The following is a 22,123-nucleotide window of genomic DNA, read 5'->3' on the forward strand; positions in this document are numbered from 1 at the left end:
GGTTAAGCCGCAAGCCAGTGGCAATGATAGTCAGCTCCCCCACCCCTAACCCCCTCCCGCAAGGGGAGGGGGGACCGTGGAGGAACCTTGCGGCGTTAGCGGGTTACTTGGTTGCCGAAGAGCTGGTTGTTCCCTTCGTCGCTCTCCACTAACTGGAAGTTGACGTCGGCAATGCCGGACACCATGAAGTCCCCGGTCGGCACCGTGGACGGGATGGTGGCGGACCCGGTCAGGACGACCTGGCCGCCCGGGGCGATCTGGGTGGTGCTGACCTTGGTCACCAGGTAGTCGCCGGAACCGACGAAGACCAACCGGCTAAGGTAGATGCCGGTGTAGGAAGAACCGGAGTAGGTGTTGCCGGCGTTCTTGACGGTCACCGAGTAGGTGAGTCTCCCGGCCGAGATGCTCCCGGTGACCGCGGTCACCTGGAGGTCGCTGCCGATGGTGAATTGAGCCCCGACGGCGCCGTTGTTGGCGTCGTTGTCTTCGGCGACCACGTTGGCCGGGTCGGCGATGGCGGCCAGGTAGTAGGTCCCGGCCGGGATGGAGGACGGCACGGTGGCCGTGCCGGTGAAGGTCTTGCTGGTGCCGCCCGGCACGGCGGCCGGGGTCACGACGGTGACCGCATAGTCGGAGGTGGCTGCTGTCCCGTCGGCGGAGAAGTAGATGGTGACCGGGACGTTGGGGTTGCCGTTGCCGCTGTTGTTCACCGTGACGGAGTAGCTGAGCACGCCGTTGGTAAGGCTTCCGGAGACTGCGGTGACGGTGAGGTCGTTTCTTACCTGTACCTCGCTGCCGGTGGCGCCGTTGTTGCTTTCGTCGCTCTCGGTCACCACTCCTGCCATGTCGGCAACCGCCGCCAGGTAGAAGCTCCCTGCCGGAGTGGAGGAGGCCAGGGAGACGCTGCCGGTCAGGACGGTCTGGGCGCCTGCCCCCAGCGACGGGGTGCTGAGCTTCACCACCAGGTAATCGGAGGTGGAGGCGGTGGCGTCGGTGGAGAGGTACAGGCCGGTGTTGGAAGAGGCGGCGGTGATGCTGCCGGCATTCTTGACGGTCACCGAGTAGCTCAGCCTGCCGCCCGAGATGCTGCCGGTTACCGCCATCACCTGGAGATCGCTGCCGATGGTGAACTGCGGGCCGACCGCGCCGTTGTTGCTTTCGTTGTCCTCGGAGACGATGTTGGCCGGGTCGGCCAGTGCGCCGAGGTAGAAGGTCCCTGCGGGGATGCTCCCCGGCACGGTGACGCTGCCGGTGAAGGTCTTGCTGGTCCCGCCGGCGATCTGGGCCTGGGTCAGCTGGGTGACCAGGTAATCGGAGGTGGTCACGCTACCGTCGGCTGAGAAGTAGAGGTTGACGGGGACGTTGGGATTGGCGTTGCCGCCGTTGTTGACCGTGACGGAGTAGGTGAGGACGCCGTTACTCATGGTCCCGGAGACGGCGGTGACGGTGAGGTCGTTGTTTACCACGACCTGGTTGCCCACGGCGCCGTTGTTCGCTTCGTTGCTTTCGGCGACCACGGCCGCCATGTCGGCGACCGCCGCGACGTAGAAGTTGCCGGTCGGGGTGCTGGAGGCAAGCGAGAAACTCCCGGTAAGCACGGTCTCGGCACCGGAGGGCAGGGACAGGGTGCTCACCTTCAGCACCAGGTAGTCAGCGGTGGTGGCGCTGGTGTCCGCGGAGAGGTAGATGCCGGTACTGGAGGAGGCGGCCGAGATCTCGCCGGTGTTCTTGACGGTGACCGAGTAGGTGAGCCTGCCGCCGGAAACGCTGCCGGAGACAGCGGTAACCTGGAGGTCGCTGCCGATGGTGAACTGCGGCCCGACGGCGCCGTTGTTGGTCTCGTTGTCCTCGGTGACCGTGTTGGCCGGGTCGGCCAGGGCCCCGAGATAGAAGGTGCCCGCCGGGACGGTGGAAGGGATGGTGACGCTGCCGGTTATGGTCTTGCTGCTGCCGCCGGGGAGCGAGATCCCGTTCAGTTGGGTGATCGGGTAATCGGAGGTGGTCACGCTGCCGTCGGTGGAGAAGTAGAGGCTGACCGGCACGGTCGGGTTGGCGTTGCCGCTGTTGCTGACGGTTACGGTGTAGCTCAATACGCCGGCGGTGAGGGTGCCGGAGACGGCGCTGACGGTGATGTCGTTGTTGACCGTGACCTGGGTGCCTACCGCGCCGTTGTTGGCTTCGTTGCTTTCGGTGACCACACCCGCCATGTCGGCGACGGCTGCCAGGTAGTAGCTTCCGGTGGGGGTGGCGGAGGGGAGCGCGAAGCTGCCGGAGAGCACCACCTCGGCGCCGGCCGCAAGCGATGCGGTGCTCAACTTCAGCACCAGGAAGTCGGAGGTGGTGGCAGTGGCGTCAGCGGAGAGGTAGATGCCGGTATTGGAGGAGGCGGAAGCAATGTCCCCGCTGTTCCTGACCGTGACCGAGTAGTTGAGACGGCCGCCGGAGATGCTCCCGGAGACGGCGGTCACCAGGAGATCGCTGCCGATGGTGAACTGCGGCCCGACGCTGCCGTTGTTGTCTTCATTGGTCTCGGCGACCACGTTGGCCGGGTCGGCCAGCGCCCCGAGGTAGAAGGTCCCTGCCGGGACGGTGGTCGGGATGGTGACGCTGCCGGTGATGGTTTTGCTGGTGCCACCGGGCAGGGAGGTCGCGGTCAACTGGGTGACCAGATAGTCGGAGGTGGTCACGCTGCCGTCGGTGGAGAAGTAGAGGCTGACGGGGACGCTGGGGTTGGCGTTGCCGCTGTTGTTGACGGTGACCGAGTAGGTGAGCACGCCCCCGGAGAGGGTTCCCGACACGTTGCTCACGGTGATGTCGCTGTTGACGGAGAGCTGGTTCCCCGTGGCCCCGTTGTTGTCCTCGTTGGCCTCGGTGACGACGCCGGCCATGTCGGCGAAGGCGGCCAGGTAGAAGGCGCCCGTCGGGGTCGATGCCGCCAGCGCAACGCTGCCGGAGAGCACCACCTCGGCGCCTGCCGCGAGCTGCCCCGTGGCAAGCCTGGTCACCAGGTAATCGGTGGTGGCGGCGACGTCGTCGCTGGAGAGGTAGAGGCCGGTGTTGGAGGCCGCGGCGGTGGTGACGCCGTCGTTTCTGACGGTGACCGAGTAGCTCAGCCTGCCGCCGGAGATGCTGCCGGTGACGGCGGTGACCCTGAGGTCGCTGCCGATGATGAACTGCGGACCGACGCCGCCGTTGTTGCTCTCGTCGTCCTCGGCAACGAGGTTGGCCGGGTCCGCCAGCGCCGCGAGGTAGAAGGTGCCGGCGGGGACGCTCCCCGGCACGGTGGCGCTACCGGTGATGACCTTGCTGGTCCCGCCGGGGATCTGGGTCACCGGGGGCTGGGTCACCAGGTAATCGGAGGTGGTCGCGTTGCCGTCGGCGGAGAAGTAGATGCTGACCGGGACGTTGGGGTTGGCGTTGCCCCTGTTTTCCACGGTGACGGTATAGGTGAGTACGCCGCCGGTGAGGGTCCCGGAGACCGCGGTGACGGCAAGGTCGTTGTTCAAGAGGAGCTGGTTGCCTAAGAGCGAGTTGTTCCCTTCGTCGCTCTCGCTGAGCTGCCCGGCCAGGTCGGCCGTGGCGGCGAAGTAGACGGCCCCGGTGGGCGCCGAGGCGGGGATGGTGATGGTGCCGCTAAGCACCGCCTGCGCACCGGGGGCGATCTGCGCCGTGCTGAGCTTTGTGACCAGGAGGTCGCCCGGATCCATGAAGGTGAAGCGTCTCAGGTACAGGCCGGTGCTGGTGGCGGACGCGTTGATGTTGCCCGCGTTCATCACCGTGACCGAGTAGGTGAGTTTGCCGCCGGAGATGCTCGCGGAGGCGTCGGTGACCTGCAGGTCGTTGCCGATGACGAATTGCTCGGCCGCGGCCCCGTTGTTGGCCTCGTTGTCCTCCGCCACGATGTTGGCCGGGTCGGCCAGTGCGACCAGGTAGAAGGTGCCGGCGGGGGTATTGCCCGGTACGGCGACGCTGCCGGTGAAGGTCTTGCCGGTCCCGCCCGGGATGGTGGTGGCGCTCAAGGTCGTGATCAGGTGGTCGGTGGTCTCCGCGTTGGCATCATCGGAGAAGTAAAGGGCGACCGGGGCGCTGGCGTTGCCGTTGCCGTTGTTGTTGACGGTGACCGAGTAGGAGAGGACCCCGGCGGAAAGGGTGCCGGAGAGCGCGCTGATGGTGAGGTCGTTGTTCAGGAGCAGCTGCTCGCCGGTGGCCCCGTTGTTGGCCTCCTCCCGCTCGGTGACGATGCCCGTGTCGTCGGCGAGGGCGGCGATGTAGTAGCTGCCCCCCGCCAGCGAGGTGGGGATGGCGGCGCTGCTGGTGATGGTGACGCTCACCCCCGCAGGGATGGAGATGGTGGAGACGCGCGCTATCAGGGTGTCGCTCTTGGAGGCGACGTTGTCGGTGGAGAGGTAGATGCCGGTGTAGGAGGTACCGGCGGTGATGGTCCCGTTATTGGTGACCGTTACCGAATAGTTCAGTTTCCCACCGGTGATGCTGCCGCTGACTGCGGTCACCACGAGGTCGCTGCTCGGGAGCTGCGAGGGATCGAGGACCGGCAGCGAACCGGTGTGCTCCAGGTCGTGGGCGAACATGGTCCACTGGTGGCTGAACGGAGAGAGATACTGCCCGGACTTCCAGAGGTGCACGCTGCCGTCCGCAGCCTTGACGGCGATTTCGAGCTTGCCGTCGCCGTCGAAGTCACCCATGGCCGGGGAGCTGGCGACGAAGGTGTCCAGTGCCACGATTTCAGGATAGCTGGCCAGGGTGGTGCCGGAGGCGCTGTACCCCTGGAGAAAGGCGTCGGTGTCGCTGGTGGCATAGAAGACGTCGGGATACGGGTTGCCGCCGTAGCCGCCGGTGATGGGGAGCGCCTTCTTCTGGACGGCGCTGTTCTCGGCGACCTGGCTCCAGCCGGAAACTACCGTGCCGTCACCCTTGAAGGCCTGCCACTGGTAGCTGGCCGGCGTGGAGCTGATGTTGGTGATGATTTCGGGTACGGCGTCCTTGGTCAGGTCGGCGGCGATGATACCCCCCTCCGCGACCGGAACGGGGAACAGCAGCGGCCACCCCGGCAGCAGGGTACCGTTTTTGTCGAATACCGAGATGCGGTGTGCCTGGGTGGTGGCGTCGGCAAAGTAGTTCTGCTTGACCAGTACCTCGAGGGCGTTGTCGCCGTTCACGTCGGCAAGGACCGGGGTCCAGACCCTGGTCTTGGCGCTGGCCCAGTCGCCCAGGTTGGCGGCGGCCTGCCACTGCTTCACCTGGGTCCCTTCCTTGGACCAGGCATGCAGCATGCCGTCGCTGGTGATGGATACCACTTCCTTCTTGCCGTCGCCCAACAGGTCGCCCACTACCGGCATCTGCTCGGTAGTCGCCCTGGCGCCCACGGCGGGGCCGTTCACTATCGGCCACCCCGGCAACATGGTCCCCTGCGGGGTAACGGTAACGAGGATGGACTTGCCGAAGTTGGGGTCGGCCGGGTCGTCGGGGGAGCAGTCGACGGTAATGGTCTTGTTGCCGTCACTGTTCAGGTCGGCGATGACCGGGGCACTGCAGGATCCGGGCGTGCCGGACGTGGTGTTGAACTTGCCGGCGGGGAAGCCGCTCAGCAACTGCAGGTTCTTGTCGAAGGCGTAGATGGCGCCGGTCTGGGCGGGGGAGCCTACGCTGACGATGATCTTGTTGCTGCCGTCTCTGTACAGGTCGCTCACTGCCGCGGTGGAGACCGTGGTGCCCGCCGGGAAGTAGTAGCGATTGGTGGAACCGGCGCTGTTATTGAAAACGAGCAGCGAGTTCCACATGCTGACGATCATCTCCTGCTTGCCGTCGCCGTCGAGATCGGCAAATACCGGTGACGAGGCCCCGTCGGCGCGCCCCGCGGGGGGATCGGGGAGGATGTAAGGCCAGCCTGCGGCCTCGTCTTTGGTGAGTATGATATGCCAGTTGCCGGTGTCGTAATAGCCGGCGCTGTCGGTGACACGCACCGTGATGCTGGTGTCGTCGGCCTGCGTCGGAACCCCGGTGATGTCGCCGGTGGCGGGGTTGAGGGTAAGGCCGGCGGGGAGGGTGCCGGAGGTGATGGACCAGGTATAGGGGGCGAGGCCCCCCGACGCCGCCAGGTGCATAGCGAACCGGAGCGGGACCTTGCCGGACACGGTGTGGCCGACACTGCTGAGCGGGAGGTCTGCCGAAGCAGTGCCAAGCGCTATCGCCGGATACTGCACTGACGTGCTGCCGCCGGGGTAGGCGACGCTGACCAGGCCGCTGTCCGAGGCCGGGGTCCAGGTGGCGCTGAAGATGCCGTCGCCGGCGGCCTCATCGGGTGCGACGCCGTTGTCCAGCAATTCGATGGTGCCGCCTCCGGGGACGGTGGCGATGACCGGGCCCACGGCGGAACCGCAGTTGATGCTGATGGCGGTGAGAGTGACCGGTACGCCGGGTGTCACGGAGCGCGGCTGGTTCATCAGCGCGAAGAGCGGCCGGTCGGTGCAGGTCAGCGAGTTGTAGGCGTTGATACGCCTGCCGGTGATGGTGATGTCCGCCAGTGCGGGAACGGCATCGCCGCCGGAAAGGATGAGGTTCCTGGTCTGTTTCCAGTCCTTGCCGGTCGAGGCCAGCAGGGCCGCCAAGCCGGTAACGTGCGGGGCCGCCATCGAGGTGCCGGTGTCGATTCCGTAACCGCGCTCGTAACCGCCGTTGTAATTGGACGTGTATGGTACGGTGCTCACGATCCCTTCGCCAGGGGCGGCGATATGGATCGAATTGCGGCTGTAGTTGGTCCAGTAAGTCTGGATGTCGTCATAGGGGGCGGTTGCGGACTGTGCGGAAGCCGCCACCGAGATGATGTTGGAGTGGGTGTAGCTGGCAGGGTAGTAGGGCGATTTGTCGTTGTCGCTGCTGTTGTTGCCGGCTGCCGCGACGAAGAGAATATCGGGCTGGGCGGCGATGGCGTCGGCGATCGCCTGGGAGTAGTACCAGCTCCCCCAACTGTTGTTGGTGGCGACGATGTTCACGCCGCGGTCTTTCAGTGTCTTGACGTAGTTGAGGCACTCGATGGCGCCGGAATTGTACCCCCCGGCGATATAGCCGCTGCCTAAGGGGTCAAGCAAAGGGTCGAGAGGGGGTTTGGGAAAGCCCATGAACTTGCAGGCGAGGATCTTGACGTTCCAGTTGACGCCCACCACCCCGCTGCTGTCGGACACTGCGCCGATGATGCCGGAGACGTGGGTGCCGTGGTATTCGTCGTCGTTGGGGTCCGAGTCGTGGTTGTAGGTGTCGATGCCGTGCAGGTCCCCGACGTAGCCCGCGTCGATGCCGGGGTTGGTCCAGACGTTGGCGGCCAGGTCAGGATGGTTGTAGTCGATGCCGGTGTCGAGGACGGCAACCACGGTGTCGCTGGAGCCGGTAGTGATGTCCCAGGCGGCCGGGGCGTTGATTCTCTGCAGCCCCCACAGCATGCCGCTGCGCCAGTAAGCGTCGTTGGGCAGCGCGCTCGGCTGGATGACGTAGTCTGGCTCGGCGTACTCGAGGTCCGGATCGCCCTTGAGCGTTGCCAGGGTTTCCTCCACGGTCATCCCCTTTTTCAGCTTGACCACCTGCATGTTCAGGCGGGGGAAGTCCTTGGCGGCCGAGGTGCCGTGGCGTTGGTGCAGCTTCTCCTTCCCTTTGGCTGTCACGCCCGGCTTGAACTTGACGATGACGGCGTCATCGCGCTGTTTGGGATGGTGTTGTCCCCCCGGCGGGCTGGTGTCGGGGGCGCCGGGGGCGCCGGGCGCCGCCTGCACCGGAGGGGTGAGGGATAGCAGCATGAGCAAGGAGAGCAGGTACAGCAGACATCGGTTCATTTTCGTCATTTCAGACCTCGCAGTGGAATGAACGCAGAAGTTCTCCGCGCGTGGGCGCGGGCGCGGCTATGTGCCGACCGTGTAGGGGACTGGCTCCGCTAGGTGCCTGTCCCCCTGGTGCCGGATAAATGGCCGATTAGATTGTGCAAATACTGTGCGACCAGGGGAAAAATGGGGAAATTTTCTGTAGACGCCTACAGTGGGCGTTTTGGCGGGGGCGTGGCGTGGAGAGGATGAGAGTATTTTGCTGAAGCCGGTCAAATGACCGAGGTTTGTTCCGCCATATAGCGCCTTGGCGCCGTTGGCGGCAAATGAAAAAGGCCGGCTCGATGAGCCGGCCCGACAGGTGTTGCGGCCGCCAGGGGCGATGCTACGGGACGTTGCTGAGGTCCTGCGCCAAGGTGGCCTCGTCTTCCAGGAACTCCCTGGAGTAGCGGACGTAGTTCCCGGCCGAGCGTCCCAGCCAGGCGATCTCGTTTTCGGTCAGGTCCCGCTTGTACTTGGCGGGTGCCCCGACCCAGAGGGTGCCGGGGGGGATCACGGTCCCTTCGGTGACCAGGGCGCGGGCGCCGACCAGGGCCCCCTTGCCGACCACCGCCTTGTCCATGATCATGGCCTGCATGCCGATGAAGGCGCCGTCCTCGATGGTGCAGCCGTGCAGGGTGACGCTGTGTCCCACGGTGACGTCATTGCCGATGACGAGCGGAGCACCGGGATCTTCGGCGTGCTTTTTGTGGGTCACGTGCAGCATGGAGAGGTCCTGGATGTTGGTCCTATCCCCGATGCTGATCGAGTTCACGTCGCCGCGCACCACGCAGTTGTACCAGATGCTCGCTTCCTTGCCGATGGTCACGTCGCCGATGACGACGGCCCCTTCCGCTACGAAGGCGGACGGGGCGATCTTGGGTTTCATGCCTTTGAACGATCGGATCATTACGGTGCTCCTTGGGAAAGAAAGGTTCTACCAGCCCCTAGTCCCCAGTCCCCAGCCCCTGCTTTTAATCCCGCGGAATGGCGAGCATCCGGTCCAGGGCGCGCTTGGCCGGGATGCGGACCTCTTCCGGGACCTTGACCACCGGGGTCATGCTGGAGAGCGCCTCGTGCACGTCTTCCAGGGAAGTGAGCTTCATGTTGGGACAGATGAGGGCCGGGGAGGCGAGGATGAACTCCTTGTCCGGGTTCTCGCGCTTGAGCCTCCAGAGGATGCCCGCCTCGGTGCCGATGATGAAGCGCTTGGCGTCGCTTTTCCTGCAGTAGTCGTACATGCCGGTGGTGGAGCAGACGTGGTCGGCCAGCGCCACCACGGCCGGGTTGCACTCCGGGTGGCAGACGAAGGGAGCTCCCGGGTTCTGCTCTTTCAGTTCCTTGACCACTTCGGGACGCAACCGCTCGTGGGTCGGGCAGTACCCTTCCCAGAGATGGAACTTCTTGTCGGTGAAGCGGGCCACGTAGCTCCCCAGGTTCTTGTCCGGGGCGAAGATGATCTCCTGCTCGCTCATGGACTGGACCACCTTGAGGGCGTTGGCCGAGGTGCAGCAGATGTCGCTCTCGGCCTTGACCGCGGCGGAGGAGTTCACGTAGGTCACCACAGGCACGCCGGGAAGCTTCGCCTTCAGCTGCTTCAACTCCTCGGCCGAGACCATGTCGGCCATGGGACAACCGGCGTCGAGACGGGGAAGCAGCACGGTCTTTTCCGGCGCCAGGATAGAGGCCGATTCGGCCATGAAATGGACGCCGCAGAAGACGATCACTTCGGCGTCAGTCTTGGCTGCTTCAATGGAAAGAGCCAGCGAGTCCCCGGTTATGTCAGCGATCTCCTGAACTTCGTCGCGCATGTAGTTGTGCGCCAGGAGCACTGCTTTGCGCTCCTTGAGCAGCGCTTTAATATCGGCTTTTAAAGAATCCTGCGTCATGTTTGTCACCACCAAAATCTGTCTTTCTCATTTGAAATATATGGTAAACAGGACCGATAGTAGACAATGTTCGGGATCATGTCAAACCAATTAAGGTCCTACCTTTGCAAGCTTGACACCCGACGGTAAAACCTCTATTATTTTTTACAATTTTTGTATGACAAACGCGTGTTTGAACGCACACCAAGCGAGGTAGATAGTATGTTCGGAATCGGGATGCCTGAACTGGTCATCATATTGGTCATAGCGCTCATCGTCATCGGCCCGCAGAAGCTGCCGGACCTGGCGAAGTCGCTGGGGAAGGGGTTGGCAGAGTTCAAGAAAGCCACCGATGACTTCAAGCAGACCATCGAGGCCGACAGCAGGACCGAAGAAGAGAAGGAGCACCTGGCGAAGCTGGCCGAGGCCAAGAAGAAGGCCGAGGAGGAGAAGGTGCGCGAAGCGGAAGAGCTCAAGGCCAAGGTCGAGGGGACGACCGCTGCCGCCGAGCCGGTGCCGGCCGCCGCGGCCACTGCCGCCACCGTGGAAGCGGAGAAGAAGGCCTAGGTTTCGCCAAACATCCGGACGCAAAAAAGGCGGGGTCATCCCGCCTTTTTTCTTACCTCTACGCTGCTATCGAGAGGGGGACTGGCTCCGCAAGGTGCCTGTCCCCTTATGGGGCCGCCTTGGGCGGGTACAGGTGACGCCATGTTCAACTGGTTCAGGAAAAACAAAGAGGAACTGCAGTTCCCCGACAGCGCCGCCGCCTTTGCCCACGCCTGCTCCATCGGCTACACGCCGCTCATCGGCGGGCTGGTGCCGGCACTGGTCCAGGAGTCGGGGGGGCTGAACCGCGACGGCGAGCGCACCTTCCTGATCAGCCTTGCCACCCCGGAACGGGCACTGCAACTTTGGAGCTGCACCCTGAAGGGGGCGCCGGGCTACCCGGAGGAGGGCGAGTTCGTCGGCTTTCGGGTGGTCACCATCGCCTCGGACCTCCCCGAACCGGTCAACCTGATCGGCTACATCGCCTGCCGCCTGGAACCGAGACTGGTGCCGGGCAAGGGGTGGGCCGTGGCCCAGACGTACACCCCGGAGAACATCAAGCCTGATTTCCGTCCCATGTAGGTAAGGCGGGCGAATGATCATTCGCCCCTACGTCCCCAGCGGCATCCCGCCGCATGCACACCTATTTCAAGATCAAATCGGCCGGGACGGGATCGCTCTCCCAGGTAATCTCGGGGTAGAGTGACTTGTCCAGCTTGAGGTAGGTCCCGTCCACCCCCGTCTCAGCCCACCAGCATTCGTTACCCTTAACCGGGAGCTTGTCGAAAAGGTACAGGTCGTTGTTCTTGTCTCTGGCGAGGAACATGGTGCTCTCCTTTTTCCGTTGCCGCCGCAGCCGCAAACGGGAAGGCCCTCCCGCTCTGGCAGGAGGGCCTTTCGGTAATATCAGTGCTTAGCTTTCGCTACTTGATCTTGAACTTGTCTCTGGCGATCTTCGCCTCTTCCGTTTTAGGGTGCTCATCCACCAGCTTCTTCAGGATGTAGGCGGCGCTCTTGTTGTCTCCCAGTTCCCTGAAGGCCATGCCCTGCTTCAGCATGGCTGCCGGCGCCTTCTCCTTGTCCGGGTAGTTCTTGATGACTTCCTGGAACTCCAGCACCGCCTGCTCGTAGTTCTTCTCCTGGTAGTAGCTCTCGCCGATCCAGTACTGGGCGTTGGCAGCCAGGTTGTGCTTGGGGTACTGCACCAGGAAACTGGCGAAGAACTCGCGGGCCTTCGCCCCCTGTCCTGCCTTCAGGGCGTCCTGGCCCTGCTGGTAGAGCTGCTCGGGGGACTTGAGCGCCGCTTGCGCCTTGGCCTGCTGCTCCTCGATCCCCTTCTCCAGCTTGGTCATGCGCGCCTCGAGCGCGGCCAGCCGCTTGTTCAGGTCTTCCTTCAAAAGGGCAATGTCGTCGGCCGGTTTCTGTGCCAGGATGCGGACGTCGTCCACCTTGCCGGTCAGAAGCTGCATGTCCACCCTGGCGCTCTCCAGGGTCGCCTGCAGGTCCGCGCCACCCTTGCGGATGGACGCCATCTCCTTCTGGTAGCCGGCCATGTCCGCCTGCAGCGACTCCAGGCTCTGCCGGTAACCGGCCAGCGATTTCTCTACCCCTTCCTTCACCTCGCCGCGGACCTCGTTCAGGCCCCGGTCCAGCGTGAAGAGACGGTTCTTGATCTCATCGTTGTCGCGGCGCACCGACTCCAGGTCGCTCTGGCTGGCACAGCCGAAAAAAGTGAGCAAAACCAGCGCTCCCAGCGCCCCCCTCGTAAACCTCATGACAAAACCCCCTTTAAGGCCGGTCGATAAAAAAAGGAGCCCGTAGGCTCCTTTGGGCTGCGTAGCAAGCGTCACTTCACGACGACGAATTCGTCCCTTCTGTTCTTGGCCCAGGCCGCCTCGTCGTGGCCCGGATCGACCGGTTTCTCTTCGCCGTAGCTTAAGATGCTGATGCGCTCGGAGGAGATGCCCAGGTTCACCAGGTAATCCTTGGCGGCCTTGGCCCTTCTCTCACCCAGCGCCATGTTGTAATCGTCCGAACCGCGCTCGTCGCAGTTCCCCTCGATGCGGATCTTTAGCGACGGCTGCTTGCTCAGGTACTCGGCGTTCCTGGTGAGGACGTTGCGTGAGTCCTCGGAGAGGTCGGACGAATCGAAGTTGAAGTAGATCTTCTGCAACTGCCCCTGCAGGTCGCCCGTCCCGGTCTTGGGTGCCTCTCGCACCGGCTCCTGCGCCACCACCGGCTCGCGTACCGGGGTCTGTTCTGTGACCGGCGCCTTGGGCGTGGTCGTTTCCTGGGCCGGTTTAGCTGTTTCGGGGGCGGGGGCCGTTACCGACGGAGCTTTCTCCTCGGGTTTGACCAGATCCTTTTTGGCGCAGCCTCCCGCTACCAAAGCTCCCATGCAAAGAACAACGAGGCATCCGGCGATATTCTTGCGCATTCCCCACTCCTTTTCATCTTTGGAATATGGGCACCACTGCTGCCGGCGCCCCCAGCAAAAAAACGACTGAAAGTATACCCACCTTTTTAGGGTTAGGCAACGGTAATGCTTTGCGGTTTACCAGTTCACCGACCAGGTCGGATGGGTGTTCTGCGCCCGATCCGGCGAGATCCTGGTCTGCCCGCTGCCGTCAGCGCGCATCAGGTACAGCCCCTCGCCGCCGTCGCGGGTCGAGCTGAAGACGATGAAACGGCCGTCGGGGGAGTAGCGGGGATGCTCGTTGCTCCCCACGCTGGTGAGTTGGGTGTCGCCGGAGCCGTCCGGGCTGATGGCGTGGATCTGGAACGCCCCCTCTTTGCGAGAGTAGACGATGCGATCCCCCTTGGGAGACCAGCGCGGGGTGACGTTGTAGGCGCCGTTGGTGGTGAGGCGTCTGACGTTGCCGCCGTTGGCATCCATCACGAAGAGCTGCGGCTTGCCCAGCCGGTCGGAGACGAAGGCGATCCTTGAGCCGTCCGGGGACCAGGCGGGGGAGACGTCGATGGCGTGGTTGTTGGTGAGCCGCACCAGGTCCTTTCCGTCACGGCTCATCTGGTAGATCTCCGAGTTGCCGTCCTTGGAGAGCACCAGGGCGATCTTGTTGCCGTCCTGGGAGAAGACGCCCATGGCGTTCAGGCCGCTCCTGGAGGAGAGGCGCGCTTCCTGGCCGGTGAACAGCTCGCGGCGGTACAGGTCCGGGTTCCCCTTCTTGTAGGAGGTGTAGATGAGCTCCTTGCCGGAGGGGGCGAAGTCGGGGTAGAGGTTGATCGAGCCGTTGTTGGTGAGCCGCTGCGGGTTGTGCCCGTCGTAATCCATGATGTAGATCTCCTTGTTGCCGGAGGCCTTGGATACGTAGGCAATCTTGCCGGTGAAGGGGCCCTTCTCGCCGGTCAGTACGCGCAGCACCTCGTCGGAGAAGGCGTGCCCCATGCGGCGCAGGTCTTTGATGCGGCCGCTGTAGCGCTTGGCGATGATCTCCTTGTTCAGCACCTGGTCCACCAGGCGGCACTCGAGGATGGCGGTGTCCCCCTGCACGCCGTAGGCGCTCTTTAACAGCAGGGCGCCCGCTCCCTCGCTGGGAGCGATCTCGAAGGGGCCGGCGATGCCGAGGTCGAAGCCGAACAGCTCGGGGAGTTCACGCGCCACGTCGCCGGGAACGGCGCCGGAGAGGGCCGTGGTCGGGCCGACGGCCAGCTTCATCTTGCCGGAGGTCGGGGCGGTGACGTCGAGGTAGCTCTCGGCGGCGAAGCCCTGCGGCCCCAGAACCAGTAACAGCAGTATCAGAAGGATTCTCATCATCTATTTCACCCCTTCAGGCATGAAGCGGAACACGCGTTTGTACTGTGTGTGGTTGGGCGGCGGCACCAGAGTCTTCCCCGCCAGGGCAACCGCCCTTTGCACGGCCTCGTCGAAGAAAGGATCCCCCGACCCCTTTTCCACGCGGTAGTCGATGCTGCCGTCCGGAGACACGGTGATGGTAGCGATCACCTGCGGCGCCTTGGTCTGGGTGGCGATCACCTGTTTGAGGGCGTCCCTGAGCCGGGACTGCAGGTACGAGGAGTAGTCGCTCCCGGCCTGGTTTCCGGTGGCGCCGGGCATGCCGGTGCGGGTGCTTCCCTTCTTCTTGAGGGCATCCAGCACGGCGGCCTGGCGCCGGTCTTCCGCCTTTTGCTGCAGCTTGGCCATCCGTTCGTTGAAGGCCTTGTCTTCGGCCTCCTTTTGCTGCTGTTCGGTTTTGGCCTGGGATTTCGGAGGCGGCGTCTTGGCTGCGGGCTTGGTCGGCAGGGCCATGGCCGGCTTGGCAGGCGCCGGGGGGGCGGGTGCCGGAGCGGCAGGAGCCTTGGCCTCGGCCGGCGCCGGCGCTTGCGGCATGCCGCTTTGCGGCGCAGCGACCGGTAGCGTCACCATGTCAACGTAGGTGACCGGGTTTTCGTCCCGATGGAACTCAGGGAGGAAGTGCCAGTTCGCGATGATCAGGAACACGATCAGGTGGCAGACGAGGGAGAGCGCCAGCATCCCCCCCGGCCCCGGGTAGTTGCGCGTGAACGCGGTTTTCATCGGCGTTGCGGGGACTCCGTCACCATGCCCAGGCGCTCCACGCCGGCTCCCTTGATCTGGGCCATGACCCGGACCACGTCGCCGTAGGGCACCGCCTGGTCAGCCTTGAGGAACACCTCGCGCTTTTCGCGGCCGGCCAGCATGGTGGTCAGTTTGTCTTTGAGTTGGTCGGCCGGTATCTCGGTCGAGTTGATGAAGGTCTTGCCGGACTGCTCCACGGAGACCACAAGGGTGTCCTCCTTGGGCGCCAGTGCCTTGGTGTCCGCCTTGGGGAGGTTGACCTGGACCCCCTGCTGCATCATCGGCGCGGTGACCATGAAGATGATCAAGAGCACCAGCATGACGTCGACCAGAGGCGTGACGTTTATCTGCGACATGGTGCCGCGATCGCCGTTATCCCTGTTGCCGAACTCCATGGCTTATCTCCCCGCGAAGTTGCGCTGTACGATGTTGAGGAATTCGGTGGAGAAGCTGTCCATCTCCGAGATGAGCACCTTGATCTTGTGCTGGAAGTGGTTGTAGCCCATGACGGCCGGGATGGCGGCGACCAGGCCGATCGCGGTGGCGATGAGCGCCTCGGCGATGCCCGGGGCGACTACGGCCAGGGATGCGGAGCCGCTCTGGCCGATCTTCTCGAACGCGGTCATGATGCCCCAGACGGTGCCGAAGAGGCCGACGAACGGAGCGGTGGCGCCGGTGGTGGCCAGGAAGGTGAGGTACTTTTCCAACCGGGTGATCTCGATGGTGGTGGCACGGCGCAGGGCGCGGGCGATGTTCTCGACGCCGCCCAGGTCGGTGCTGACGATGTTGGGATCAGCCTTTTCCTCGACCTTTTCCTGCAGTTTCCTCAGTTCCCCGTATCCCTCCTGGAACAGGACGGTAAGGGGGGAGTGCTCGAAGCGGTCCAGTTGCGAGTTGATGGCGTCGAAGCGCTTCGCTTTCCAGAAGAATTCGAGGAAGCGCTCGGAGGCGCTGTTGGCGCGGTACACCTGCAGCAGCTTGTAGAAGATGATGCCCCAGGATACCACCGAGAAATAGAGCAACAGCAAAAGTACCAGTTTTACGACCAGGCCGGTCGATGCAAGCATGCCCACGTAGCAACCCTCCGCGGTTAGATGGAAATCAAACTGGAAAAATATGCTGAACCCTTGGGGAAGTCAACAGGAAACACGTGCCGCGGCCCATGAGGCAGGGACCCTAAACCATTAACGCAAAGGCGCAGAGCCGCAAAGACGCCAAGGGTAAAAATTGTAACGGCCTTATGCCCTTGTCCCGCTTTTCTTTGCGGCTTCGCGCCTTGGCGCCTTTGCGTTGAGTCTTGTGGTTTAATAGCACTCCGGCCGCCGGTCCTGGAAGCAGTTGATGCTTGCGCGCCAGGAGGTGATCTCGGCGGGGTCGAGGATGGCGGTGGGCTCGCAGTTCTCGTAGCCACCCTCGGCCAGCAGTTCTCCCTTCGGATTGACGATCAGCGACGAGCCGAAGAAGTCGAGCTTGCCGATCATGCCGCAGGTGTTGGTGGCGACCACGAAGAGCTGGTTCTCGATGGCGCGGGCGCGGATCAGGGTGCGCCAGTGTTCCTCGCGCGGCTTGGGCCACTCGCCGGTGATGACGATGATCTCGGCTCCGTCCACCGCGAGCCTACGGGTCAGCTCCGGGAAGCGCAGGTCGTAGCAGATGATGACGCCGATCTTGCCGACGCTGGTGTCGAGCAGGCAGACCGAATCGCCACGGTCCAGGTGTCGGTCCTCGTTCATCAGGCCGAAGAGGTGCATTTTGCGGTAGCTTCCGGCCAGTTTGCCGCGGTCGGCTACGTACGAGGTGTTGTACACCTTGTCGCCGTGCGGCTCCGGGAGGCTGCCGATGATAACCATGCCGAGTTCGCCGGAAAGCGCCACTATCTGCTGCACCAGGGCCGGGGTGCGCAGGGCCAGCTGGTTCAGCTGACGGTAGTCGAACGCGCAGCTCCACATCTCCGGCAGGACCGCGAGCTCTACGCCATCCTTGGCGAGCTGGCGCAGCTTGTCCGTTACGTATGCCAGGTTCTTGTCGATGTCGCCGAGCGCTATATTGAATTGCACCGCGGCGGCCTTGATGCTCTTCTGCATGTCCCCTCCTGGTTTTTCCCTTTGCGCCTTGGCGGCTTTGCGTGAGGGATTTGAGGTTTTCGGTTTGAGTGCGCCCGGAGTGTAATATTCCTAATCCTGGATTTCAAGCGTCTTCATGCAGTTGCAGCGCTTTTGCGTGACAAGAGGAGAACGGTTCTGCTAGAACGGTATCTGGCGCGTAAAGGAGCGCGAGAGCATGCAAGCCGGTCTATATATACATTTTCCCTTCTGCCTCAAGAAATGCCTGTACTGCGACTTCAACTCCACCGCCTGGTCCGGCGACGAGCTGGACGGCTACGTGGAGCTGTTGCTGCGCGAGATGGAGCTGCGCGGGCAGGCCCTCGCCGAGCCGGTGCAGGCGCCGACGCTGTACCTGGGGGGCGGGACGCCTTCGCTCATGGCGCCGGAGCTGGTGGGGCGCCTGGTCGACCAGGCGGCACTCCGTTTCGGTCTGGAAGAGGGGGCGGAGGTGACCCTGGAGGCGAACCCGGGGACGCTGACTCCGGAGCGGCTTGCGGGTTACCGGGCGGCGGGGGTGAACCGCCTGTCATTGGGGATCCAGTCTTTCGAGGAGCGCCTGCTCAAAACGCTGGGGCGGGTGCATACCGTGCCCCAGGCGCTTACTGCCTTCGAGCAGGCGCGCCGAGCCGGCTTCGACAACATCAGCATCGACCTGATGCACTCCCTGCCCGGGCAGAGCCTGGACGGCTGGCGCGCCGCGCTGGGGCAGGGGATCGCGCTCGCTCCGGAGCACGTCTCCGCCTACGCGCTCTCCATCGAGGAGGGAACCCCCTTCGAGCGGCTGTACCAGGACGGTGAGCTGGTCCTGCCGGGGGAGGAGGAAGCGGCGCGCATGTTCGAGGCGACGACGGAGGTGCTCACCGGCGCCGGTTACGTACACTACGAGATTTCCAACTTCGGCCTCCCCGGCCGCTTTTCCCGCCACAACCAATCCTACTGGAGCCGGCTAAGCTACCTCGGTTTCGGCTCCGGCGCCCATTCCTTCTGGAACCCCGACGGCCTCGGCCGCCGCTGGAACAACGCCGCCGACCTGGACGGCTATCGCGCCGCCATCAATGCCGGCCTGCTTCCCGAGCGGGACGAGGTGGTGTTGTCCCTCGATGATGCCGTGGCCGAGAGCTTTTTCCTCGGGCTTCGGGTGCTGACCGGCCTGGAACTCGCACCCCTCGAGGAACGCTTCGGCGCGGATGCGCTGGCAGGCCAGTTGACGGAGGTTGAGCGGCTGCTGCAGGCCGGTCTGCTGGTCGCCAACGGGGGGCGCATCCGTCTCGCCGACAGCTCGGTAATCATCGCCAACAGCATCTTTTCCCGCTTTCTGTAAATCCGCCATTATCCCGCCAGAGAACCCCTTGACAAAGCACAGGTGCGTTGCTAACTTGAAGCTCGTTTAGCACTCGAACTTTTTGAGTGCTAAAAGCTTTTGAGGGCCAAGGTTATGGAAGAGCAACTTTCTGAACGTGGAAAACGCATCCTCGAAGCGGTCATAGAGGATTACATAGCGACCGCCGAGCCGGTCGGGAGCCGGACCATCACGCGCAGCCACGAGCTGGCGCTTTCGCCGGCCACGGTGCGCAACGTCATGTCCGACCTGGAGGAGATGGGGCTGCTTGCCTCGCCGCACACCTCCGCCGGCCGCATCCCCACCGACAAGGCCTACCGCCTCTACGTCAACTCGATCCTGGAGGCGAAGCAGAACCTCACTGCGGGCAAACGGGACGAAATCCGCAGGCGCTGCCGCATGGCGGGCAAGGACCCGGCCGAGATGCTCAAGGAGGCGAGCCGACTCCTCTCCACCACCTCGAGCTACATGGGGGTGGTCATGGCGCCGCGCATGGCGGCCAACGTCTTCCACCAGATGGAATTCGTCAAGCTGTCCAGCCACCGCATCCTGGCCATCCTGGTGTCGCAGAATGGCACAGTGCAGAACCGGCTCCTGGAAACCGAGGAGGAGATCCCGCAGGAAGACCTGGTTCGCATGGCCAATTACCTGAACGGGATGCTGCAGGGACTCACCCTGGCCCAGGTGCGCGAGCGGCTCCTGGCCGAGATGCAGAGCGAGAAGGTGCGCTACGATTCGCTGATGGCGAAGGCGATCGCGCTTTCGGAGCAGACCATCAGGACCGACAGCACCGAGATCTTTTTGGAAGGGCAGGCGAACATCCTGGAACAGCCGGAGTTCGCCGACGCCGCCAAGATGCGTGAGATATTCCGGGCCTTCGAGAAGAAGAGCCTCCTTCTGGACCTGCTGGACCGCTCCATGCAGGCCGAAGGGGTGCAGATCTTCATCGGGTCCGAGTCGCCCCTGCTCAAGATGGAGGGGATGAGCCTGGTCACCTCCACCTACCTCACCGGGAAGGACACGGTCGGGGTGCTCGGGGTAATCGGCCCCACCCGGATGGGCTACGGCCGGGTGATACCGATTGTAGATTACACAGCGAAATTGATCAGCCGCCTGCTCGACACCGAGTAGCGCGAGAAAAGGAGACGATAAAGGGATGGACAAGAAAAAACACGATGCGCACCAGCACGACAAGGCGGAGGCGGCGCAGGACCATGTAGAACTGGCGCAGCCGCTGTCGGATGCGGATCGGATCAAGGAACTGGAAGAGGCGCTGGCCGCCAAAGGGCTGGAGTCCGCGGGCAACTGGGACAAGTACCTGCGCGAGCGCGCCGACCTGGAGAACTACCGCAAGCGGGTGCAGAAGGAGAAGGAAGAGATCCTGAAGTACGGTAACGAGCAGATCATCATGGAACTGCTCCCCTCGGTTGACAACCTGGAGCGCGCCATCGATCACGCCAGCGCGGACGATCCCATCATCGAGGGGGTGAAACTCACCCTGACCATGCTCCTTTCCACCCTGAAGAAGTTCGGCGTCACCCCGGTGGAGACCCCGGCCGGAACCCCGTTCGATCCCGCGTTTCACCAGGCGATGACCCAGGTGCCCAGCGAGGAGCAGGAGCCCAACACCATCGTGAACGTGTTCCAGAAGGGATACATGCTGAACGACCGGCTGCTCCGCCCCGCCATGGTCACGGTGGCCGTTAAGCCGTAAAAGCAGGGACTAGGGATGAGGGGCTAGGGGCTAGTAAAGACGTTGGTTTTGCCAGCCCCTAGCCCCCAGTCCCTAGCCCCTGAAGTTTTTTTCCCCCCGCCCCTTGTTTTTTACCGGGGGCATGACTAGGTTGCAGAGTGACAGTTACCATATGAGGAGGCAATCACATGAGTAGAGTAATAGGAATAGACCTCGGGACCACCAACTCCTGCGTGGCAGTGATGGAAGGTGGGGAGCCGGTTGTCATAGCGAACGCAGAGGGAAGCCGCACCACCCCTTCCATGATCGCATTCGCCGAGAACGGCGAGCGGCTGGTGGGCCAGCAGGCCAAGCGCCAGGCGGTCACCAACCCCGAGAACACCCTGTACGCCATCAAGCGCCTGATCGGGCGCAAGTACGATACCGAGGCGGTCAAGAAGGACATCGCCATCTCCCCGTTCAAGATCGTGAAGGCCGATAACGCCGACGCGTGGGTCGAGGTGCGCGGTCAGAAATATTCCCCGCCGGAGATTTCGGCGATGGTGCTGATGAAGATGAAGAAGACCGCCGAGGACTACCTCGGTGAGACCGTCACCGACGCGGTCATCACCGTTCCGGCGTATTTCGACGACTCCCAGCGCCAGGCCACCAAGGACGCCGGCAAGATCGCGGGCCTCAACGTCCTGCGCATCATCAACGAGCCGACCGCGGCGGCGCTTGCCTACGGCCTGGACAAGAAGAAGGACGAGAAGATTGCCGTGTTCGACCTGGGCGGCGGCACCTTCGACGTCTCCATCCTGGAACTGGGCGAAGGGGTCTTCGAGGTGAAGTCCACCAACGGCGACACCTTCCTGGGCGGCGAGGACTTCGACCAGAAGATCATCGACTACATCGCCGACGAGTTCAAAAAGGACCAGGGCATCGACCTCAGGGGCGACAAGATGGCGCTGCAGAGGCTGAAAGAGGCGGGCGAGAAGGCGAAATGCGAGCTCTCCACCTCGCTTGAGACCGACATCAACCTGCCGTTCATCACCGCCGACGCGTCCGGTCCGAAGCACCTGACCATGAAGCTGTCCCGCGCCAAGCTCGAGTCCATCTGCGCCGACCTGATCGCCAAGCTGGAAGGCCCCTGCCGTACCGCACTCCGTGACGCAGGCCTCTCCGCTTCCGACATCGACGAGGTCATCCTGGTGGGCGGCATGACCCGCATGCCGATCGTGCAGAAGAAGGTGCAGGACATCTTCGGCAAGGTCCCCAACCGCGGCGTCAACCCGGACGAGGTGGTCGCCATCGGCGCAGCCATCCAGGGCGGCGTTCTGCGCGGCGACGTCAAAGACGTGCTGCTCCTCGACGTCACCCCGCTCTCCCTGGGCATCGAGACCCTGGGCGGCGTGATGACCAAGCTGATCGACAAGAACTCCACCATCCCGTGCCGTAAATCGCAGGTATTCTCCACCGCGGCCGACAACCAGCCGGCGGTTTCCATCCACGTCCTGCAGGGCGAGCGCGAGATGGCCTCCGACAACAAGACCCTGGGCAACTTCGAGCTCTCCGGGATCCCGGCCGCACCGCGCGGGGTGCCGCAGATCGAGGTCACCTTCGACATCGACGCCAACGGCATCGTCCACGTCTCCGCGAAGGACCTGGGCACAGGCAAGGAGCAGTCCATCCGCATCACCGCCTCCTCCGGCCTCTCCAAGGAGGAAGTCGAGAAGATGGTGCGCGACGCCGAGGCGCATGCCGCCGAGGACAAGAAAAAGCGCGAGCTGATCGAGGCGAAGAACCAGGGCGACAACCTGATCTACTCCACCGAGAAGTCCCTGGGCGAGTTCGGCGACAAGATCGACGCTGCCGAGAAGCAGAAGATCGAGGAAGGGATCGCCGGTTTGAAGAAGGCCCTGGAAGGGACCGATGCCGACGAGATCAAGAAGGCGAGCGAGACCCTGATGCAGGCGTCGCACAAGCTGGCCGAGGCGGTCTACGCCAAGGCACAGGCCGCCGGCGCCGAGGGTGCCGAGCAGCACGCCGAGCCGGAAGCCGGCGGGGCGGCCAAGGGCGAGAAGGTGGTCGACGCCGACTTCGAGGAAGTGAAGGACGACAAGAAGTAAGTAAAAGGTTGCAAAGCGGTGCCGCTTTAGTGGAAGATGGCGCT

17 protein-coding genes are annotated in these 22,123 nt (G+C 63.6%); 6 read left to right on the forward strand and 11 right to left on the reverse strand.

What is annotated here, in order from left to right:
- Positions 1 to 95: 95 nt before the first annotated feature.
- The 3 genes from JFN91_RS22345 to nadA form a co-directional block, all read right to left on the reverse strand.
- Positions 96 to 7,850 carry a CARDB domain-containing protein gene (locus JFN91_RS22345; RefSeq protein ID WP_199390975.1) on the reverse strand — a complete coding sequence of 2,585 codons (7,755 nt, stop codon included), beginning with the start codon at positions 7,848 to 7,850 and terminating at the stop codon, positions 96 to 98.
- Positions 7,851 to 8,211: 361 nt separating this feature from the next.
- Entirely contained in the window at positions 8,212 to 8,775 is a 564-nt protein-coding gene (locus JFN91_RS20320) for a gamma carbonic anhydrase family protein (protein ID WP_199390976.1), read from the reverse strand.
- Positions 8,776 to 8,839: 64 nt separating this feature from the next.
- Positions 8,840 to 9,754 carry a quinolinate synthase NadA gene (gene nadA, locus JFN91_RS20325; protein WP_199390977.1) on the reverse strand — a complete coding sequence of 305 codons (915 nt, stop codon included), beginning with the start codon at positions 9,752 to 9,754 and terminating at the stop codon, positions 8,840 to 8,842.
- 201 nt (positions 9,755 to 9,955) lie between these two features.
- Here nadA and tatB point away from each other — a divergent pair, with 201 nt between their 5' ends.
- Entirely contained in the window at positions 9,956 to 10,300 is a 345-nt protein-coding gene (tatB, locus tag JFN91_RS20330; protein WP_199390978.1) for a Sec-independent protein translocase protein TatB, read from the forward strand.
- A gap of 141 nt (positions 10,301 to 10,441) precedes the next feature.
- Entirely contained in the window at positions 10,442 to 10,861 is a 420-nt protein-coding gene (locus tag JFN91_RS20335) for a hypothetical protein (protein WP_199390979.1), read from the forward strand.
- A 61-nt stretch (positions 10,862 to 10,922) separates the two neighbouring features.
- Here JFN91_RS20335 and JFN91_RS20340 read toward each other — a convergent pair whose 3' ends face one another.
- The 8 genes from JFN91_RS20340 to JFN91_RS20375 form a co-directional block, all read right to left on the reverse strand.
- Positions 10,923 to 11,105: a hypothetical protein gene (locus JFN91_RS20340; RefSeq protein ID WP_183350453.1), complete on the reverse strand. Its 183-nt coding sequence runs from the start codon at positions 11,103 to 11,105 to the stop codon at positions 10,923 to 10,925.
- Between the two features lie 97 nt (positions 11,106 to 11,202).
- On the reverse strand, positions 11,203 to 12,054 hold the full coding sequence (gene ybgF / locus JFN91_RS20345; protein WP_199390980.1) for a tol-pal system protein YbgF: 852 nt from the start codon (positions 12,052 to 12,054) through the stop codon (positions 11,203 to 11,205).
- A gap of 71 nt (positions 12,055 to 12,125) precedes the next feature.
- On the reverse strand, positions 12,126 to 12,716 hold the full coding sequence (gene pal / locus JFN91_RS20350) for a peptidoglycan-associated lipoprotein Pal (protein WP_199390981.1): 591 nt from the start codon (positions 12,714 to 12,716) through the stop codon (positions 12,126 to 12,128).
- 117 nt (positions 12,717 to 12,833) lie between these two features.
- Positions 12,834 to 14,051: a Tol-Pal system beta propeller repeat protein TolB gene (gene tolB / locus JFN91_RS20355; protein ID WP_407932202.1), complete on the reverse strand. Its 1,218-nt coding sequence runs from the start codon at positions 14,049 to 14,051 to the stop codon at positions 12,834 to 12,836.
- Between the two features lie 3 nt (positions 14,052 to 14,054).
- A complete protein-coding gene (locus tag JFN91_RS20360) occupies positions 14,055 to 14,813 on the reverse strand; it encodes an energy transducer TonB (RefSeq protein ID WP_199390983.1) in 759 nt (252 codons plus the stop codon).
- Positions 14,810 to 15,229 (reverse strand): protein TolR, encoded by a 420-nt coding sequence (tolR, locus tag JFN91_RS20365; protein ID WP_199390984.1) that lies wholly within the window; start codon positions 15,227 to 15,229, stop codon positions 14,810 to 14,812. The genes JFN91_RS20360 and tolR overlap by 4 nt, the downstream gene beginning before the upstream one ends.
- 3 nt (positions 15,230 to 15,232) lie before the next feature.
- Positions 15,233 to 15,907, reverse strand: coding sequence for a protein TolQ (gene tolQ / locus JFN91_RS20370; RefSeq protein WP_199390985.1), 675 nt, complete (start codon positions 15,905 to 15,907; stop codon positions 15,233 to 15,235).
- 231 nt (positions 15,908 to 16,138) lie between these two features.
- Positions 16,139 to 16,918: a carbon-nitrogen family hydrolase gene (locus JFN91_RS20375; RefSeq protein WP_199390986.1), complete on the reverse strand. Its 780-nt coding sequence runs from the start codon at positions 16,916 to 16,918 to the stop codon at positions 16,139 to 16,141.
- 196 nt (positions 16,919 to 17,114) lie between these two features.
- On the opposite strand from JFN91_RS20375, the gene hemW reads away from it, so the two are divergent.
- The 4 genes from hemW (at position 17,115) to dnaK (ending at position 22,079) form a co-directional block, all read left to right on the forward strand.
- The gene (gene hemW / locus JFN91_RS20380; RefSeq protein ID WP_199390987.1) at positions 17,115 to 18,260 is read left to right on the forward strand and encodes a radical SAM family heme chaperone HemW; all 1,146 of its coding nucleotides are present in this window, start codon (positions 17,115 to 17,117) and stop codon (positions 18,258 to 18,260) included.
- Between the two features lie 114 nt (positions 18,261 to 18,374).
- A complete protein-coding gene (hrcA, locus tag JFN91_RS20385) occupies positions 18,375 to 19,409 on the forward strand; it encodes a heat-inducible transcriptional repressor HrcA (protein WP_199390988.1) in 1,035 nt (344 codons plus the stop codon).
- A gap of 25 nt (positions 19,410 to 19,434) precedes the next feature.
- Complete coding sequence (gene grpE, locus JFN91_RS20390; RefSeq protein WP_199390989.1) at positions 19,435 to 19,992, forward strand: nucleotide exchange factor GrpE; 558 nt, start codon at positions 19,435 to 19,437, stop codon at positions 19,990 to 19,992.
- A gap of 167 nt (positions 19,993 to 20,159) precedes the next feature.
- On the forward strand, positions 20,160 to 22,079 hold the full coding sequence (gene dnaK, locus JFN91_RS20395) for a molecular chaperone DnaK (RefSeq protein ID WP_199390990.1): 1,920 nt from the start codon (positions 20,160 to 20,162) through the stop codon (positions 22,077 to 22,079).
- The last annotated feature ends 44 nt before the right edge of the window (positions 22,080 to 22,123 follow it).

Source organism: Geomonas anaerohicana (genome assembly GCF_016458305.1).
In the GTDB taxonomy this organism is placed as follows: Bacteria; Desulfobacterota; Desulfuromonadia; order Geobacterales; family Geobacteraceae; genus Geomonas; species Geomonas anaerohicana.

What these genes read in the sequence shown, in the direction of transcription:
- JFN91_RS22345 (WP_199390975.1), bottom strand. Translation starts at nt 7,850, where the DNA reads ATGACGAAAATGAACCGATGTCTGCTGTACCTGCTCTCCTTGCTCATG.
- JFN91_RS20320 (WP_199390976.1), bottom strand. Translation starts at nt 8,775, where the DNA reads ATGATCCGATCGTTCAAAGGCATGAAACCCAAGATCGCCCCGTCCGCC.
- nadA (WP_199390977.1), bottom strand. Translation starts at nt 9,754, where the DNA reads ATGACGCAGGATTCTTTAAAAGCCGATATTAAAGCGCTGCTCAAGGAG.
- tatB (WP_199390978.1), top strand. Translation starts at nt 9,956, where the DNA reads ATGTTCGGAATCGGGATGCCTGAACTGGTCATCATATTGGTCATAGCG.
- JFN91_RS20335 (WP_199390979.1), top strand. Translation starts at nt 10,442, where the DNA reads ATGTTCAACTGGTTCAGGAAAAACAAAGAGGAACTGCAGTTCCCCGAC.
- JFN91_RS20340 (WP_183350453.1), bottom strand. Translation starts at nt 11,105, where the DNA reads ATGTTCCTCGCCAGAGACAAGAACAACGACCTGTACCTTTTCGACAAG.
- ybgF (WP_199390980.1), bottom strand. Translation starts at nt 12,054, where the DNA reads ATGAGGTTTACGAGGGGGGCGCTGGGAGCGCTGGTTTTGCTCACTTTT.
- pal (WP_199390981.1), bottom strand. Translation starts at nt 12,716, where the DNA reads ATGCGCAAGAATATCGCCGGATGCCTCGTTGTTCTTTGCATGGGAGCT.
- tolB (WP_407932202.1), bottom strand. Translation starts at nt 14,051, where the DNA reads ATGAGAATCCTTCTGATACTGCTGTTACTGGTTCTGGGGCCGCAGGGC.
- JFN91_RS20360 (WP_199390983.1), bottom strand. Translation starts at nt 14,813, where the DNA reads ATGAAAACCGCGTTCACGCGCAACTACCCGGGGCCGGGGGGGATGCTG.
- tolR (WP_199390984.1), bottom strand. Translation starts at nt 15,229, where the DNA reads ATGGAGTTCGGCAACAGGGATAACGGCGATCGCGGCACCATGTCGCAG.
- JFN91_RS20375 (WP_199390986.1), bottom strand. Translation starts at nt 16,918, where the DNA reads ATGCAGAAGAGCATCAAGGCCGCCGCGGTGCAATTCAATATAGCGCTC.
- hemW (WP_199390987.1), top strand. Translation starts at nt 17,115, where the DNA reads ATGCAAGCCGGTCTATATATACATTTTCCCTTCTGCCTCAAGAAATGC.
- hrcA (WP_199390988.1), top strand. Translation starts at nt 18,375, where the DNA reads ATGGAAGAGCAACTTTCTGAACGTGGAAAACGCATCCTCGAAGCGGTC.
- grpE (WP_199390989.1), top strand. Translation starts at nt 19,435, where the DNA reads ATGGACAAGAAAAAACACGATGCGCACCAGCACGACAAGGCGGAGGCG.
- dnaK (WP_199390990.1), top strand. Translation starts at nt 20,160, where the DNA reads ATGAGTAGAGTAATAGGAATAGACCTCGGGACCACCAACTCCTGCGTG.